The organism is Isoptericola sp. NPDC057653 (genome assembly GCF_042799955.1).
In the GTDB taxonomy this organism is placed as follows: domain Bacteria; phylum Actinomycetota; class Actinomycetes; order Actinomycetales; family Cellulomonadaceae; genus Isoptericola.
This window is the reverse complement of record NZ_JBHVHP010000004.1, coordinates 461,176-477,670: the sequence shown is the minus strand read 5'-3', so window position 1 is coordinate 477,670 and position 16,495 is coordinate 461,176. Positions and strand designations below refer to the sequence as shown.

The 16,495-nt window shown below is 76.0% G+C and carries 15 protein-coding genes; 3 read left to right on the top strand and 12 right to left on the bottom strand.

The window, feature by feature from the left end:
* Positions 1–42: 42 nt before the first annotated feature.
* From ACFU9A_RS21600 to ACFU9A_RS21580, 5 genes are read right to left on the bottom strand one after another with little or no spacing between them, the layout of a single operon-like run.
* Positions 43–1,272 carry a hypothetical protein gene (locus ACFU9A_RS21600; RefSeq protein WP_430577357.1) on the bottom strand — a complete coding sequence of 410 codons (1,230 nt, stop codon included), beginning with the start codon at positions 1,270–1,272 and terminating at the stop codon, positions 43–45.
* Positions 1,269–1,886, bottom strand: a complete 618-nt coding sequence (locus ACFU9A_RS21595; RefSeq protein ID WP_430577356.1) for an ATP/GTP-binding protein — start codon at positions 1,884–1,886, stop codon at positions 1,269–1,271. Before ACFU9A_RS21595 ends, ACFU9A_RS21600 begins: the two co-directional genes overlap by 4 nt.
* On the bottom strand, positions 1,867–2,226 hold the full coding sequence (locus tag ACFU9A_RS21590; RefSeq protein ID WP_430577355.1) for a DUF742 domain-containing protein: 360 nt from the start codon (positions 2,224–2,226) through the stop codon (positions 1,867–1,869). Before ACFU9A_RS21590 ends, ACFU9A_RS21595 begins: the two co-directional genes overlap by 20 nt.
* A 10-nt stretch (positions 2,227–2,236) precedes the next feature.
* Positions 2,237–2,704 carry a roadblock/LC7 domain-containing protein gene (locus tag ACFU9A_RS21585; protein ID WP_430577354.1) on the bottom strand — a complete coding sequence of 156 codons (468 nt, stop codon included), beginning with the start codon at positions 2,702–2,704 and terminating at the stop codon, positions 2,237–2,239.
* Positions 2,701–4,143, bottom strand: coding sequence for a hypothetical protein (locus ACFU9A_RS21580; RefSeq protein WP_430577353.1), 1,443 nt, complete (start codon positions 4,141–4,143; stop codon positions 2,701–2,703). The genes ACFU9A_RS21585 and ACFU9A_RS21580 overlap by 4 nt, the downstream gene beginning before the upstream one ends.
* Positions 4,144–4,333: 190 nt before the next feature.
* Here ACFU9A_RS21580 and ACFU9A_RS21575 point away from each other — a divergent pair, with 190 nt between their 5' ends.
* The gene (locus ACFU9A_RS21575; RefSeq protein ID WP_430577352.1) at positions 4,334–6,550 is read left to right on the top strand and encodes a prolyl oligopeptidase family protein; all 2,217 of its coding nucleotides are present in this window, start codon (positions 4,334–4,336) and stop codon (positions 6,548–6,550) included.
* Positions 6,551–6,622: 72 nt separating this feature from the next.
* Here the strand turns inward: ACFU9A_RS21575 and ACFU9A_RS21570 are convergent, their stop codons facing one another.
* From ACFU9A_RS21570 to ACFU9A_RS21545, 6 genes are all read right to left on the bottom strand, one after another.
* Positions 6,623–7,720: a Gfo/Idh/MocA family protein gene (locus ACFU9A_RS21570; protein WP_430577390.1), complete on the bottom strand. Its 1,098-nt coding sequence runs from the start codon at positions 7,718–7,720 to the stop codon at positions 6,623–6,625.
* 32 nt (positions 7,721–7,752) lie between these two features.
* Positions 7,753–8,556, bottom strand: coding sequence for a ThuA domain-containing protein (locus ACFU9A_RS21565; protein ID WP_430577351.1), 804 nt, complete (start codon positions 8,554–8,556; stop codon positions 7,753–7,755).
* A 159-nt stretch (positions 8,557–8,715) separates the two neighbouring features.
* Positions 8,716–9,726 (bottom strand): LacI family DNA-binding transcriptional regulator, encoded by a 1,011-nt coding sequence (locus tag ACFU9A_RS21560; protein ID WP_430577350.1) that lies wholly within the window; start codon positions 9,724–9,726, stop codon positions 8,716–8,718.
* A 170-nt stretch (positions 9,727–9,896) separates the two neighbouring features.
* Positions 9,897–12,374, bottom strand: a complete 2,478-nt coding sequence (locus ACFU9A_RS21555; RefSeq protein WP_430577349.1) for a glycoside hydrolase family 65 protein — start codon at positions 12,372–12,374, stop codon at positions 9,897–9,899.
* Complete coding sequence (locus ACFU9A_RS21550) at positions 12,371–13,135, bottom strand: HAD family hydrolase (protein ID WP_430577348.1); 765 nt, start codon at positions 13,133–13,135, stop codon at positions 12,371–12,373. The genes ACFU9A_RS21555 and ACFU9A_RS21550 overlap by 4 nt, the downstream gene beginning before the upstream one ends.
* Before the next feature lie 150 nt (positions 13,136–13,285).
* On the bottom strand, positions 13,286–14,323 hold the full coding sequence (locus ACFU9A_RS21545; protein WP_430577347.1) for a hypothetical protein: 1,038 nt from the start codon (positions 14,321–14,323) through the stop codon (positions 13,286–13,288).
* 147 nt (positions 14,324–14,470) lie between these two features.
* Here ACFU9A_RS21545 and ACFU9A_RS21540 point away from each other — a divergent pair, with 147 nt between their 5' ends.
* Together ACFU9A_RS21540 and ACFU9A_RS21535 are read left to right on the top strand one after the other, a co-directional pair.
* Positions 14,471–14,953 carry an ester cyclase gene (locus tag ACFU9A_RS21540; RefSeq protein ID WP_430577346.1) on the top strand — a complete coding sequence of 161 codons (483 nt, stop codon included), beginning with the start codon at positions 14,471–14,473 and terminating at the stop codon, positions 14,951–14,953.
* Positions 14,954–15,007: 54 nt separating this feature from the next.
* On the top strand, positions 15,008–15,820 hold the full coding sequence (locus ACFU9A_RS21535) for a TrmH family RNA methyltransferase (RefSeq protein WP_430577345.1): 813 nt from the start codon (positions 15,008–15,010) through the stop codon (positions 15,818–15,820).
* A 27-nt stretch (positions 15,821–15,847) separates the two neighbouring features.
* On the opposite strand, the gene ACFU9A_RS21530 is transcribed toward ACFU9A_RS21535, so the two are convergent.
* Entirely contained in the window at positions 15,848–16,414 is a 567-nt protein-coding gene (locus ACFU9A_RS21530) for a TetR/AcrR family transcriptional regulator (RefSeq protein WP_430577344.1), read from the bottom strand.
* Positions 16,415–16,495: the final 81 nt, after the last annotated feature.

Sequence of the window (16,495 nt, the reverse complement as noted above, 5' to 3'; positions counted from 1 at the left end):
CCCGGCCGCTCCGCCCGCCGCCGTCGGCCGACGTCGGACGGGTCAGACGAAGCGGACCGGGAGCTCGCGCGGGTGGCGCACCCACGCCGAGCGCACCGGCACGACGTCGGCCGGGGGCACCGTCAGCTCCATGTCGGCGACCCGGGCGAGGAAGTGCCCGACCACGGCCCGCGTGATCAGGGGCGCGGTGCGGTGCGCCGGGCAGGCGTGCGCGCCGGTGCCCCAGGTGAGGTGGAACCGGGCGTCGACCTGCTCCCACGGGTCGGCCGCCCGCACCGCGCGGTCCGCGTTGGCCGCGGCGACCGCGGGCACGACGGCGTCGCCCGCCGCGATGGCCTGCCCGCCCAGCTCGCAGTCCGCGAGGGCGTAGCGGGGTCGCAGGTGCGGCAGCGGCGGCGCGTCGCGGGCGACCTCGTCGAGCGCGTCGTCCAGGGAGATGCGCCCGCCGTGCAGCCGCGCCGCGAAGCCCGGGTCCGCGAGCAGGCGCTGCAGGGCGGTGGCGATCCACGCGATCTCCGCGTCGTGGGCCGTGGCGAAGACCAGGCCGACGGCGCCCATCACCTCGAGGTCGTTCTCGTGGGCCGGGTGCGCCAGCAGCGCGGAGGTGAGGTCGTCGCTCGGCTCGGCCCGCCGGGCGGCCACGAACCCCGCCAGCAGGTCCTCGACCTCGACCGACGCGGCGAACGAGTCCGCGGTGCCGGAGCGCTGGACGACGGTGAGCTGGTGCAGGCGGCGCGCGTCGGCGAGCGTCATGCCCAGCAGGTCGGCGAGCACCCGCACCGGGACGTCGACGGCGTACTCGGCCACCATGTCGGCGGTGCCGCGAGCGGCCAGCCGGTCCAGGACGGAGGTGCAGGCGACGTCGACGGTCCGCACCACCCGCTTCTCCTCGACCGCGTCGAGGGCGTCGGCCAGCGGGGTGCGCAGGCGGCGGTGCTCGGCGCCGTCGCGGTCGTGCGCGCTGTCGCGCTGGGCCAGCACCGCGCGCGTGGGCGAGCGCCAGGCGACCTTGCGCTCGGCCTCGTAGCGCCAGCGCCGCGCGTCGCGCGTGAACAGCGCCTCGTTGCGCAGCACGGCGGACACCTCGGCGTGCCCCAGCGCCAGCCACGCCGGCACCCCGGGCTCGAGGTCGACGGGCGCGAGCGAGCCCCAGCGCGAGCGCAGGGCCTCGTACCGCTCGGCCGGGTCGGGCGCGCCCGCCAGGTCGGCCAGGAGCGGCCGGTCGGCGACCTCCTCCAGCGGCACGACGCGCACGGCGCCCGTGAGGCTCACGCGGCCGCGCTCCCGCCCGCGAGCCGCACCGCGTGCGCGACCAGGGCCTTGAGCGCCTCCACGGCCTGGCGCCGCTCGCGCAGGTCGCCCGCCACCACCGGCGTGCCCGGCGGCAGGTCGAGCGCCGCGCGCACGGCGTCCGTCGAGTGCTGCGGGGCGCCGGGGAACTCGTTGACGACGACGGCCACGGGCAGCGCCGTGTGCTCCTCGAGCTGGTCCAGCACCTCGAAGCTGTCCTCCAGGCGGCGGGTGTCCACGACGACGAGCGCCCCGACCGCGCCGTCCGCCAGCCCCACCCACAGGTCCCAGAAGCGCTTCTGGCCCGGCGTGCCGAACAGGTAGAGCGCCGTCGTGCCGCCCACGGTCACGCGGCCGAAGTCCATCGCCACCGTGGTGGTCGACTTCGCGCCGAGGCGGGGGTCGACGCCCACGCTGGCGGCCGTGATCGTCTCCTCGGTGGTGAGCACGGGGATCTCGCTCACCGCGCCGATGAGGGTCGTCTTGCCGACGCCGTAGGCGCCCACGACGAGCACCTTCACCGACCGCTCGACGGTGGCCGCCAGGTGCAGCGCCGCGCCGTCCGCCGCGCCCCGCTCAGAAGCGTCGGAGCCCATCGAGGACCTCCTCCAGCAGGTCGAGGCCGAGCGCGTTCTGCGGCGAGCGGACCGCGAGGTAGCCGGCGTCGAGCAGGTCGGAGGCCAGCACCGCGACGAGGCTCGTGGGCAGCCGCAGGTACGCGGCGAGCTCCGCGAGGGACAGCGTGCCGCGGCACGTCGCGAGGAGCGCGCGCTCGTGCCGGCCGGCCCCGCGCGGCAGCTCGCGCCCGTCGTCCACGGCGCACAGCAGCGTCTCGGGCCGCAGCGTGTTGCGGCTGGGGTGCGCGCGCCCGCCCGTGAGGACGTAGGTGCGCACCGGGTGGTCGCGGAAGCCGTCCGCGGGGGTCTGCGCGGGCATGGTGTGCTCCTCAGCTCTCGGCGTCGGTGGCGGCGCCGGCGGCAGGGCCGGCTCCGGAGGGGCGCAGCACGTCGGTGCCGAGGGTCCGCTCGCCGATCATGAGGACCTGCGCCTGCATCTGCTGCGCCACGAGCCCGGGGTCCACGGTCGCGTCGGTGACGACGGCGAGGCGCGACCCGTCTCCGGCCCGGCGCACGAACAGGAAGCCGCCCTCGAACTCCACCAGCACCTGGCGCAGCCGGTCCCCCGCGCCGAACTCGCGGCCCATGCTCATGCCGAGCGCGACGAGGCCGGCGCACGCGGCGGCGACCTTGTCGGCCGTGTCCGGGTCCGTGACGTCCGTGCGGACCTTGACCAGGCCGTCGGAGCTGAGCACCACGGCGTGCCGCACCCCGCGCACCCCGGCCACCAGGTCGAGCATCCAGCTGTCCGGATGCGCGGCCGGGGTCGGCGTCGTGCCGGTGGTCTGGGTGGTCATGAGTCCTCCGGGTTCGCGTCCGCCGTGGCGGACGACGGCGTGTCGTGGGCGGGGGTGTCAGGGGTGGTCGGTGCCGCGCCGCTCGTCGCGGCGGCGACGGGCTCGTGGTCCGCGCGGTCCGCGGCGAAGAACGCGCCGATCCAGGCGCCGGCCTCCTCGGCCGACTGGTCGGACGCCGGGTCGGGGGCCTGGCCGGGCAGCTCGCCTGCGGCGCCCGGGGCGGCCGGACCGCCCGACGCGACGACGCGCTGCGCGCCGGTGGCCGCGTCGCCGCGGCGCGCGCGCCGCTGCGGGAGCGTGGGCGCGCCGTCCGCGGGGCTCGCCACCCCGGGCGCGACGGCACCGGGTGCGGCGGCGGGCGGGCCGGGCAGGACGTCGCGCGGCCGCTCCGGCCAGGCGTCGTCCACGCTCGGGGCGAGGGTGTCGGGCGCCGCCGCCACGGCGGTGGTCAGCTCGCCGGGCACCATGACGACGGCACGCAGGCCGCCGTAGACGGACTCCATGAGGTCGACGCGCAGGTCGAGCGCGCGGGCGTACGACCCGACCACCGCGAGGCCGGTCTGCGGCACCTCCCCGAGGTCGGCGATCCCGACCGGCCGGGCGCCGGACACCACCGCCCGCACGCGCTCCAGCTCGCGGGTCACCATGCCCACGCCGCAGTCGTCGACCTCGATGACGGCGCCGCGCTGCACCTGCCGGACCGCGACGAGCACCTGCGTGTTCGGCGGGGAGCACTGCGTGGCGTTGGCGAGCAGCTCGGCCACCACGTGCACGATCGGCTCGACGGCGCGGCCGACCACCGCCAGGCCCGGGTCGCCCGAGACCTCGACGCGCTGGAACGCGGTGATGCGGCCCGCGGCGGCGCGGACGACGTCGGGCAGCGGGAGCGGGTCGTCCCAGGTCTGCCCGGGGCGGCGCCCGCACAGCGCGACGAGGTTCTGCGCCTGCCGCGCGTGCTGGGCGGCGGCGTGGTCGATCCGCATCGCCGTCTGCAGCACGTCCGGGTCGGCCGCGTGCCGCTGCACCGTGCGGGCCGCCTCCTCCTGGATGCGGTGCGCCGACGCCTGCACCTTGCGGCCCAGCGCGACGACGGCGGTCTCGACGGCGGAGCGCTCGTCGTCGCGGGCCGCACGCGTGCGGGCCAGCTCGGCCGTCGCGTCCTCCAGGGCGCGGGCCGACGCGGCGAGGTCGGCGGCCAGGACGACACCCTCGGCCTGCAGGCCCCGCCGCGCCGCCTCGGTACGCCGGGCGGCGCCCGCCAGCAGGGCGGTCGCGAGGACCACCAGGAGGGCGGCCGCGCCGGCCAGTCCCCAGGTCCCCGCGGGGGTCAGCCGGTCGCCGAGCACCGGCCCGGCGACGATGCACGCCACGGCCAGCGCGGCGCAGAGCAGGGCCGGGACGCGCGTCGTGCGCGTACCGGCGGTGGTCGTCGTGCTCACCGCACCCCCGGGGGTGGAAAGGGACGGGTCTCTCGGAACGTCCATACCGGATTTACTGCTCTGACCAGGAGTTTCTACCACGGGCGCCCGGCGGGTGAAAGAGGCCGTGCCGCCCGCGTGGCGGGTCGACGGCCGGGCTGCCGCCGTCGCGCCGGTGTCCCCCGGTCGGGCGGCGGCTAGGGTGCCGAGCATGACCGCCGAGCGCACCACGACCGCACCGACCGACGCCCCGCCGACCCCGCTCGACCCGGCCGCGCCGGACCCGTTCGGGTGGCTCGAGGAGGTCGAGGGCGAGGCCGCGCTGGCGTGGGTGCGCGAGCGCAACGACCACGCGCACGCGACGGTCGGCGCCGCCCCCGGTTTCGGGGCCACGCAGGCCGCCGTCCGCGAGGTGCTGGACTCCGACGACCGCATCCCCGACGTGTCGCGGATCGGCGACCACCTGTACAACTTCTGGCGGGACGCCGCGCACGAGCGGGGCCTGTGGCGCCGCACCACCCCCGACTCCTACCGCACCGACGCGCCCGACTGGGAGACCGTGCTCGACCTCGACGCCCTCGCCGAGGCCGAGGGCGAGAGCTGGGTGTGGCACGGCGCGTCCCTGCTGCGCCCCACGCCCGGGCAGCTCGCGGCCGGCGAGCCGTGGCGCCGTGCCCTGGTGGACCTCTCCCCCGGCGGGTCCGACGCCGACGTCACGCGCGAGTTCGACCTCGTCGCCAAGCGGTTCGTGCCGGCGGCCGACGGCGGCTTCGAGCGCGACACCGCGCGGGCCGACGGCCGCACCGGCGCCAAGGGCGGGCTGGCCTGGGTCGACGAGGACACCGTGTACGTGTTCACCGACTTCGGTCCCGGCACGACCACGCCGTCCGGCTACCCCCGCATCGCCCGGCTCTGGCGGCGCGGCACCCCGCTCGAGGACGCCGCGCTCGTCTACGAGGGCACGGACGAGGACATGTACATCTCCGCCCGCCGGTCGCGTACCCCCGGCTTCGAGCGGGACGTCGTGAGCCGGTCGATCGCGTTCTACCGGTCGGAGACCTACCTCGTCGAGGCCGTCGGGACGCCGGACCAGCGCCTGGTCAGGGTCGAGGTGCCCGAGTCCGCCGAGGTCGGCTTCCACCGCGAGTGGCTGCTGGTCGAGCTGCGCGACGACTGGACCGTGCCGTCCGACGGGGCCGGCCCGGAGCGCAGCTACGCCGCCGGCTCCCTGCTCGCCGCGCCCGCCGACGCGTTCCTCGCCGGCTCCCGCGACCTCACCGTGCTCTTCGCGCCCACGGGGTCGACCTCGCTGGTCGGCGCGGCCTGGACGCGCCACCACCTCGTCGTCAACGTCCTCGACGACGTGAAGAACGCGGTGCACGTGCTCACCCCGCCCGCCGACGCGGCGCCCGGCGTGCCGTGGACCCGCTCCGAGCTGCCGCTGGGCGGCGGGCTGCTGACGGTCGGGGTGCGCGCCGTGGACGCCGTCGACAGCGACGACGTGTGGGTCACGACCACCGGCTACCTCACGCCGTCCACCCTGGCCCTCACGACCGTCGCCGGGCCGGGCGCCGAGCCCGCGGAGCCCGAGGTGCTCAAGTCGGCGCCCGCGTTCTTCGACGCCGCGGGCATGGTGGCGGACCAGCACTTCGCCACGTCCGAGGACGGCACGCGCGTGCCGTACTTCGTCGTGGGCCGCGCGGACCTGGTGCGGCCCGCGGACCCGGCCGCCGGGGGCACCGCGCCGACGCTGCTGTACGGGTACGGCGGCTTCGAGATCCCGCTGCTGCCCGGGTACTCCGGCACGGTCGGCCGCGCCTGGCTCGCCGACGGCGGCGTCTACGTGGTCGCGAACATCCGCGGCGGCGGCGAGTACGGCCCGGCGTGGCACCAGGCGGCGCTGAAGGAGCACCGCCACCGGGCGTACGAGGACTTCGCCGCCGTCGCGCGCGACCTCGTGTCCCGCGGCATCACCACGCCGGCCCACCTCGGCGCGCAGGGCGGCTCGAACGGCGGGCTGCTGGCGGGCAACATGCTCACCCGGTACCCCGACCTGTTCGGCGCCGTCGTGGTGCAGGTGCCGCTGCTCGACATGAAGCGGTACTCGCACCTGCTCGCCGGCGCGTCGTGGATGGCCGAGTACGGCGACCCGGACACCGACGACTGGGAGTTCGTCCGCACCTTCTCGCCGTACCACCTGTTCGACGCCGGCCGCGCCTACCCGCCGGTGCTGTTCACGACGTCCACCAAGGACGACCGCGTCCACCCGGGCCACGCGCGCAAGCTGGCCGCGCTGATGCTCGCGGCGGGCGCCGACGTCACGTCCTACGAGAACGTCGAGGGCGGGCACGGCGGCGCGGCGAACAACGCGCAGGCCGCGCACATGGCCGCGCTCGCCTGGACCTTCCTGCGCGAGCGCCTCGCCTGACGGCGTGGGCGCGTCCTCGGCGTCCTCCGGTCACGACCGGGGCCGAGGACGCGCCCACCACGCTCCGCGCGGTCAGGGGCGCGCGCCGCGCTCCGTCCCGCGCTCCGTCCCGAGCGCCGCCCGCACCGAGGTCCACGACGCGAGCCGCGCGCGCACGTCCTCCCGCGCCTCCGTGGCCAGCGCCTCGGCGTGGGCCCGCTCGAGGACGTCGTCCACGAGCACCCGCTCCCCCGACGTCGCGGACGCGACGGCCGCCTCGACCATCGCGAGGCTGAGCACGTTCTCGTGCACCTCGCCGCGCGGCACCGGCCCGCCGTCGAGCGCCGCGAGGAAGGCCGTCAGCGCCCCCGCGATGCCCTCGCCGGTGCTCTCGCCCCCGGCGGCCCCGCCCCGCGCCTCCTCGCCGGCCGGCGCGGGCGCGCGCTCCACCTCGGGGTCGTGGTCGCCGTCCCAGGACGCGGTGCCGTGCTCGCCCGACAGCCGCCATGCGCCGTTCCACGACGTCTCGCGCCCCGGGCTGCACCAGCTGCCCGTGTACGCGTACCGCACGCCGCCGGTCATCTCGAAGACGGCGCTCGCCGCGGCGTCGCCGGAGTACCAGCTCCACGGCGGGTTGAACGACTCGCAGTACACCGAGACCGGCTCGGCGTCGAGCAGGTACCGCGCGGTGTCGAAGGGGTGGATGGCCATGTCCACGAGCAGCGGGTGGGCCATCTCCTCGCGGAAGCCGCCGAAGCGCGGGGCCCGGAAGAACTCCGTGGTGAGCAGGCCCGGCCGCCCGAGCGTGCCGGCCTGCCGCCGGAACGCGGCGAGCTGCGGGTTGTAGCGGCGCGACTGGCTGACCATGAACAGCTGCCCGGTGACCTCGGCGGCCGCGACGAGCGAGAGGGTCTCCGCGACCGTCGCCGCCGCGGGCTTCTCCCCCAGCACCGGCAGCCCCGCGAACAGGGCGGCCGTCGTCACGGGGTGGTGGGCCGCCGGCACGGTGACGTCGACGACGGCGCGCGCCCCGGTCGCCCGGGCCAGGTCCACCGCGTCGGTGCCCACCGGGACCCCGGCGAGCCCGGCGTCGGCGAGCGCCCGGCGCGCCGCGTCGACGTCGAGGTCGACGACGCCGGCGAGCTCGGCCCCCGGCTCGGCCCCGACGGCCGTCAGCCAGGCGCGGCCCATGCCGCCCGCGCCGACGAGGACCAGCGGGACGCTCACAGCCCGGCCTCCGTCGCGGCGGCGCGGGCCTCGTCGCTCAGCGCGCCGCCATAGCCCTGGCCCCCGTAGAAGTCCTCGGTGTCGTACCGCAGCAGCGTGGGGGCGGTGCGCTCCGGACGCACGGTGACGGCCCACCCGACGGCGTTGGCGATGACCCGGCGGACACCGTCGTGGAAGTACGTCGGGTACTCCTGGTCGCCGGGGCGGAAGTAGAAGATCTTGCCGTAGCCGCGGCGGTACGTGATGCCCGACCGGAAGACCTCCCCGCCCGAGAACGTGCTGAGGAAGACGGTCTCGTCCGGGGCGGGGACGTCGAAGAACTCCCCGTACATCTCGTCCTCCTCGATGATCATCGGGTGCGGGACCCCCCGGGCGATGGGGTGCGTCGGGTCGACGGTCCACACCAGCTCCCGGTCGTGCTCCGCGCGCCACCGCAGGGTGCACGAGGTCCCCATGAGCTTCATGAAGATCTTGGACCAGTGCCCCGAGTGCAGGACGACGAGCCCCATCCCCTCCAGCACGTGCCGGTGGACGCGCTCGACCACCTCGTCGGAGACCTCGCCGTGCGCGGCGTGCCCCCACCACGTGAGCACGTCGGTGTCCCGCAGGACCTCCTCGGTGAGCCCGTGCTCGGGGTCGTCGAGGGTGGCCGTGCGCACCCGCGCGCCGGCGCCGAGGTGGGCCTCGATGCCCTGGGCGACGGCGCCGTGCATGCCGTCGGGGTACCGGGCGGCGACCGACGGCTCGAGCTGCTCGTGCCGGTTCTCGCCCCAGACGGTGACGCGGATCGGTGCGGTCATGGTGTCTCCTTCACTCGGGTGGCTGGTGATCGGGTGGCTGGTTCTCGGATGCGTGCTTCTCGTGGGTGCGTCTCGTAGGTGCTCCTCGGTATCGATGCGCATCGACGTCCTGCGGGGCTCCGCCGCGCCGGCCCTCGGCCGGGTGGCGGTCGGGCCGGGCTAGCCGGCCGCCGGCGCGGTGCGCGTCGACGCGCGCCGCACCAGTACCGCGGGCGCGAGCTCCTGCCCCGCACCGCGCGGTGCGTCGCCGTCGAGCAGGGCGAAGACGCGCTCCATCACGCGCCGGGAGACGTCGCGCGGCCGCGGCGACGTGGCGGTGAGACCGTGCGGCTCCGCCTCGGCGTCGAGGGCCAGGCCGACGACGTCGACGTCTGCGCCCGGCCGGCGACCCCGGTCGGCCAGCGCGCGCAGCGCCTCGGGGATCGCGGTCGCCAGCACGAGGCCGGGCACCGCGCCGGACGCGAGGGCGCCGTCGACCGCCCGCCGCACGTCCGGCTCCCCGGCCGGCCGGTGCCAGCGCAGCTCGACGCCGCGCGCCGCGGCCGCCGCACGCGCGCCGCGCTCGAACCGCGGCACGAAGTTGATGCCCTGCGCGGTGACGTCCGGCCCCCACCCCAGCACGTCCACCGTCCGGTGGCCCAGGTCGGCCAGCTCGGCCACGAGCAGGCCGCCCGCGGCCTCGAAGTCGAAGTCGAGGCAGTCGAGCCCCGCGGCGTCGTCGGGGATCCCGATGAACACGACGGGCAGCGGCAGCTCCCGCGCCACGTCGACGCGGTCGTCGTCGGTGCCGACCCCCATGACGACGAGGGCGTCGCACAGCGAGCGTCCCGCGACCCGGCGCAGCCCGGCCGGGCCCTCGTCGGCGGTCACGAGGAGCACGTCGTGGTCGCGCCGACGCGCGGCCAGCAGGATCTCCTCGACGAACACCATGAGGCGCTGCGCGCTGGAGTCCGGGTCGACCGGCACCACGACGGCGACGGTGCTGGTGCGGTGCCCCGCCAGGGCCCGCGCCCCGGCGTGCGGCTCGTAGGTCAGGCGGTCGATGGCCTCCTGGACGCGCCGCCTCGTCCCCGGGGAGATCGGGCGCTTGCCGCTCATGACGTAGGAGACCGTCGACTGCGACACCCCGGCCTCGCGCGCGACGTCGGCGCTGGTCGGCCCCTTCGGCACGTCGTCTCCCGTCGTCGCGGACGTCGCCGGATCCCGGCGGCGATCATCGATGCGCATCGACGCATCTGGTCGACGACAGTAGCGATCGCGTCGCGGGGCGGCAAGGGTGCCGGCGAGACCTGCAGGGCGAGCCCGTCGGGACGGCGGTCCCGACGGGCTCGACCGGCGGCTCAGGAGTGCGGCACCGTCGCGGTGATGAGCGTGCCGTCGTCGCGCCGGTTGCCGGACAGCGCGCGCAGGCTCGGGCGGCCCGGCCGCACCGGTCCCTGCCCGTCGAGGGGGACGCGCACGGACTCGCCCGGCCCGACCTTCACCTGCTCGCCGCGCACTGCGACCTGCGCGCCCTCGCCCGTCTCGGCCGTGAGCTCGAGCTCCTCGGCGCGCACGGAGACGCGCAGCCGAGAGCCGTGCCACATGACGCGGAACGTCAGCTCGTCCCAGCCCTGCGGCAGGCGCGGGTCGAAGGTCAGCTCGCCGTCGTGGTCGCGCATGCCGCCGAACCCGAACGCCAGCGCCGACCACGTGCCGCCCGCCGACGCGACGTGCACGCCGTCCGAGGCGTTGTCGTGCAGGTTCGCCAGGTCCACCAGGAGCGACGAGACGAAGTACTCCAGCGCCAGCTCGTGGTAGCCCACCTCGGCCGCGACGATCGACTGCACCACGCCCGACAGCGTCGAGTCCCCCGTGGTCAGCGGGTCGTAGTACTCGAAGTCGGCGAGCTTCTCCTCCGGCGTGAAGTGCTGGCCCTGGAGGAAGAGCGCCAGCACCACGTCCGCCTGCTTGAGCACCTGGTACCGGTAGATGACCAGCGGGTGGTAGTGCAGCAGCAGCGGCCGCTTGGTGACCGGCGTCGCCGCGAGGTCCCAGATCTCCCGCTCGAGGAAGTGCGAGTCCTGGGGGTGGATGCCGATGCTCTCGGCGTACGGGATGGACATGTGGTCGGCGGCGCGCCGCCACTCGGTGGTCTCGTGCACGCCGAGCGACAGCCGGTCGGCGAGGCGCTCGTAGTCCTCCGGGTGGTCCTCGCGCATCCGCTCGACGACGAACGCCGCCGCGCGCAGGTTGAAGCGCGCCATGACGTTGGTGAAGAGGTTGTCGTTGACGACCGTCGTGTACTCGTCCGGGCCGGTGACGCCGTGGATGTGGAAGTTGTCGTCGCCGTTGGCGCGCCAGAAGCCGAGGTCCTCCCACATGCGCGCGGTCTCGACCAGCAGGTCGGCGGCCTCACGGCGCAGGAAGTCGGTGTCGCCGGTGGCCCGCACGTACTGCACCAGCGCGAAGCTGATGTCCGCGTCGATGTGGTACTGCGCCGTGCCCGCCGCGTAGTAGGCCGAGGCCTCCTCGCCGTTGATGGTGCGCCACGGGAACAGGGCGCCCTTCTGCGACAGCTCCTGCGCGCGACGCCGGGCGGCGTCGAGCATCTGGTAGCGGAAGCGCAGCGCGTTGCGGGCGTACCGCGGGCTCGTGTACGTGAGGAACGGGAGCACGTAGATCTCCGTGTCCCAGAAGTAGTGCCCCGAGTAGCCGCTGCCCGTCAGCCCCTTCGCGGGGACGCCGGAGCCCTCGGCGCGCGCCGTCGCCTGCGCGAGCTGGAAGAGGTTCCACCGCACCGCCTGCTGGATCTCCGGGCGCCCGGCGATCTCGACGTCGGACCGGGTCCAGAAGTCGTCCAGCCACTCGCGCTGGTGGTCGAACTGGGCCTGCACCCCGCCCGCGCGGACGCGGTCCAGCGTGCGGCGGCAGCGGTCGACGAGCTCGCGCGTGGGGACGCCGCGGGACGTGTGGTAGGTGACCACCTTGGTGAGGCGGATCCGGTGGCCGGCCTTCGCGTCCACGCGGAACACGTGCTTGGCGAGGTCGTCGTCCACCTGCGTGCGCACGTCCCACTCGTCCTCGGTCTCGAGGCGGTGGTCGGCGGCGACGGCGAGCGTCATGCCCGAGTTGGTGCTCCGGTAGGACAGCACGAGGCGCTCGTCGTCGCCCCAGCGGGTCTGCGGCTGCAGCACCCGGCCCGCGAACGCCTCCGCCTTGCGCGGGTCGAACCCCTCGCCGAGGGACGCGGCCGGCACGTGGTACTCGTCCTGGCCGTCCTGGCGGTTGAGGATCTGCGAGGAGATCGCGACCGGGGCGTCGGAGTCGAGCAGCGTGACCTCGAACGTCATCACGGCCAGGTGCCGCTCGACGAACGACACCATGCGCTCGGAGCTGACGCGCACCCGCTTGCCCGACGGCGTGCGCCACAGGATCTCGCGGCGCAGCACGCCGTCGCGCAGGTCGAGGGCGCGCTCGTAGTCGATGAGGTCCGCGACGGGCAGGAGCAGGGGCTCGTCGTCGACGTACAGCCGGATCACCTTGGTGTCCGGGGCGTTGACGATCGTCTGGCCCACCTTGGCGAAGCCGTACGCCTCCTCGGCGTGGTGGATCGGCCAGGTCTCGTGGAACCCGTTGACGAACGTGCCGTGGGCGTGGGACTCGCGCCCCTCCTCGACGTTGCCGCGCATCCCGAGGTAGCCGTTGGCCACCGCGAAGAGCGACTCGGTGACGCCCAGGTCCTCCGCGGAGAACTCCGCCTCGACGAGTCGCCACGGCTCGGCCGGGAAGCGCATGCGGTCCACGGACCGCTGCTCGTCGGCGGTGCGCTTGATCATGCCTGCTCCCCCAGCTCGTGGTGCTCGGCAGCCCGGGCGGCGGGCGCGTCGAGGACGGACGCGTCCAGCTCGCCCAGGTCGCCGACCACGCGGTCCGCGCCGTGCGCGACGAGGGCCTGCGCGCCGACGCCGCGGTCGACGCCGAGCACGAGGCCGAACGGGCCCGCGGCGCCGGCCTGCACGCCGGACAGCGCGTCCTCCACGACGACGGACTGCTCCGCCGGGACGCCGAGGAGCGCGGCGGCGCGCAGGTACGTGTCCGGGGCGGGCTTGCCGGCCAGGTGCTCACGGGCCGCGACGTTGCCGTCCACGACCACGTCGAAGCGGTCCGCGAGCCCGGACGCGGCGAGCACGGCGGGGGTGTTGCGCGACGACGAGACCACGGCCACCTGCGCGCCCGCCGCCGTCACGGCGTCGAGGAAGCGCACCGAGCCGGGGTACGGCGCGATCCCCTCCTCGTCGAACATCCGGTTGACGATCGCGTCCTTGCGGTTGCCGAGCGCGCTCACGGTGTCCTCGCCGGGCGCGTCCTCGGCCGTGCCTCGCGGCAGCTCGACGCCGCGCGACGCGAGGAACGCGGCCACGCCGTCGTAGCGGGGCTTGCCGTCGATGTGCGCGAAGTAGTCCGCGGACGTGTACGGCGCGAGGCCACGCTCCTGGCAGTAGGGCGCGAACAGGCGCTCCCACGCCCGCATGTGCACCTCGGCGGTCGGGGTGAGCACGCCGTCGAGGTCGAACAGCACGGCTCGGAGGCTGGTCACGAGGGTCCTTCGCAGGTCGGGGTCAGGTCGCGGGCACCGCACCCCTCGGGCCGACGCCGTGGTTCAGCCTACGCAGTCGGGGGGCACGTCCGGGAGCCCGACGGGCACCTCGACGAGATCTCCCTCGATCGGGCCCCGGTCGGTCGCCGGTCAGGCCGTGGCGCGCTCGGCGATCGCCTCCGCCACCCGGCCGAGGTTCGCGAGCTCGGCGCGGTGCGTGTCGAGGTCCGCCGGCCGGCGGCGCGGCGCCGCGAGCAGCGTGACGTCGGCGAGCCCGGACGCCGGCAGCCCCACGCGCCGCCACGGCTCCGCGACCATCCGCACCAGCTCCCCGAGCTGCGGCCCGGAGCACTGCGAGACCGTGGCGGGCGGCAGCCCCGCCCACAGCCCGACGCCCCGCTCCGTGGCACGGGCGAGCAGCTCCCAGGCCCGCTCGTTCCAGCCGTCCGGGCCCACGTCGGCCAGGGCCAGCCCGACGGCGTCGGCCCCCGCGAGCGCCACGGGCGGCACCCCGACCCACGTGGCGCCGAGGTGCACCACCACCCGCGCGCCGGCGTCGTGCGCCGCCTCGATCACGGGACGCAGGCCCTCCACGACGTCGGGCCCGGGCACCGCGCGCAGCCGGGAGTAGCCCGAGAAGCTGGGCAGCACCCCGGCGTGCACCTGGCCGAGCAGCGGCTCGGTGAGCTGCACGACCGGCGTCGCGCCCGGCACCTGCGCGCGCACGTCGGCGAGGTGGGTGCGCACGGCCTCGGCCAGGGCGAGGGAGAGGTCGCGTCGCGCCCCGACGTCGGCGAGCACGCGGTCCCCGCGCGCCGACCAGAGCTCCGCGGCGAGCGTCCACGGGCCCACCAGCTCGACGGCGAGCGGGCCGTCGTGCCCGACGGCGGCGACGGCGAGGGCGGACAGGTCCTCGCGCAGCAGCGCGTCGGCGCGCCGCAGGTCGACGCCCGGATGGTCGGTCAGCTTCCAGCCGTGCGCGCCGAGCTCCACCGGCATCTCGGCGAGCAGCGCCGCCGTGCGGCCCACCGGGTCCGCGCCGGGGCCGCGCCCGGTCAGCTGCGCGAGGAACGGCACCGGGTCGACGCCGGTCGGCAGGGACGCCAGGTCGTCGAGGACGGTCTGCTGCGCCACGAGCTCGTCGCGCGCGCCGCCGGGCCACGGGCCGTGCCCGGAGACCGCCGTCACGACGCCGCCCCGCGGGTCGTCGCGAGTTTCACCACCACGTCACCTCCCCCGCCGCGTCACGTCGCGGCGGCTCGCTGCTCTCGAAGATAGAGCGGCCGTCGTCGGCGCTCACCGGGAGCACCGTAACGGCCGGACGAAGGAGTCCCGATGTCCGTCATCCTCGACCAGGCGCCCGCGTCGCCCGCGGGCACGGTCCCCGCGCACCCCCTGACGGGCCCGGACCACCTGCCGTCCACCGCCCGCGCCGTGGCCACGCGCGTCCACGCCAACGCGATGCCGTCGGGTGCCGAGGCGGTGCTACGCCGCCAGCTGGCGCCGGGCTTCCGCAACCACGACGTGCTGCCCGGCTGCACCGGCGGCCCCGACGCGCTGGTCGCCACGATGCAGTGGTTCCACGACGCGTTCGACGAGCAGCGCGTCGAGGTGCTGCACGCGATCTGCGAGGGCGAGCTCGTGGCCCTGCACGTGGCGTTCAGCGCGCTGCACGCCGGGTTCTTCCTCGGGGTGCCGCCGTCGCACCGCCGCTTCACCGTGCGCGAGATGCACCTCGCGCGCGTGACCGACGGGCTCGAGGTGGAGCACTGGGTGACGCGCGACCAGGTGTGGTGGGAGCACGAGCTGCGACGGTGATCCCCGCGCCGGGCGACGCCCGGAGCCCCCGCGCCGTCGTGGGAGACTGCCGCCATGCGGATCACCGTGCGCAACGCCCGTTTCCAGCAGCTACAGACGTTGCTCACCAACCGCACCAAGCGCGGCCGCGCCGGCGAGTTCCTGGTGCAGGGCGTGCGGCCCATCACGATGGCCGTCGAGCACGGCTGGCAGGTGCGCACCCTGCTGCACGAGACCGACCGCCGGCTGTCGTCGTGGGCGCAGGACCTGCTGCAGGCGACCGGCGCCGAGACCATCGCGATGTCGCCCGACCTGCTCGCCGAGCTCTCCGAGAAGGACGCCGGGGCCTCCGAGCTGCTCGCCGTCGTCGCCATGCCCGCCGACGACCTGGGCCGGGTCCCCGTGGGTCCGTCGTTCCTCGGCGTCGTCTTCGACCGCCCCACCCAGCCGGGCAACATCGGCGCGGTGGTGCGGTCCGCGGACGCGTTCGGCGCGGACGGGCTCGTCGTGACCGGGCACGCCGCCGACCCCTACGACCCGAAGTCGGTGCGCGCCTCCACGGGCTCCCTCTTCGCGCTGCCCGTGGTGCGCGCGGCGTCCCACCACGAGGTCCTCGACTGGGTGGGAGCGCGGCGTGCCGCGGGCACGCCCGTCACCGTCGTCGCGACCGACGAGGACGGCGACGCCGCGCCCGCCGACGTCGACCTCACCGGCCCGGTGCTCCTGGCGGTCGGCAACGAGACCGCCGGCCTGTCGAAGGGGTGGCGCGAGGCCGCCGACGTCACGCTCGCCATCCCCATGGCCGGGTCGGCGAGCTCGCTCAACGCGTCCAACGCCGCCTCGATCGTGCTCTACGAGGCGCACCGGCAGCGGCTCGCGCGGGGCTGACGCCCTCGGACCCGCGGGGGGACGGCGTCAGGCGCGGACGACCGCCCGGCAGCTGCGCAGGAACGAGGCGGCGACCCGGGCGGGGTCGCCGAGGTAGCCCGCGACCATGACGCCGTCGCGCAGCAGCATCAGGTCCTCGGCGACCGCGGCCGGGTCGGCGGGCGCGAGCGGCGCGACGAGCCGCTCGAACGCGCTCGCCCACCACCGCCGGTGCGCGTCGACGGTCGCGCGGACCGCGCTGTCGGCGTCGGGGTACTCGGCGGCGGCGTTGATGAACGGGCAGCCGCGGAACCCGGGGCTGCACGCGAGGGCCCCGGTGCCGTCGGCGACGAGGCGCAGCGTGGCGTCGACGTCACCCGCCCCCGCGGCGAGGGCCGCCTCGACGCCGTCGCGCTCGAGCGCCGCCCGGCGCTCGAGGTACGCGACCACGAGGTCGTCCTTGCTCTTGAAGTGCCGGTAGAAGGTCACCTTGGTGGTCCCGGCCCGGTCGATGACCTTGTCGACGCTCACGGCGCGCAGCCCGCGGCTGTAGAACAGCTCGCTCGCCGCCTCGACCAGGCGCTCTCCCACCGACCCCTGCACGGTCGCGATCATACGTGTCCTCCTGCCCCTCCCGGCCGGCCGCCGGGGCGGTCCCTCTTGCGCGGGACGACCGGCCGTGTGTACGGTCACGCT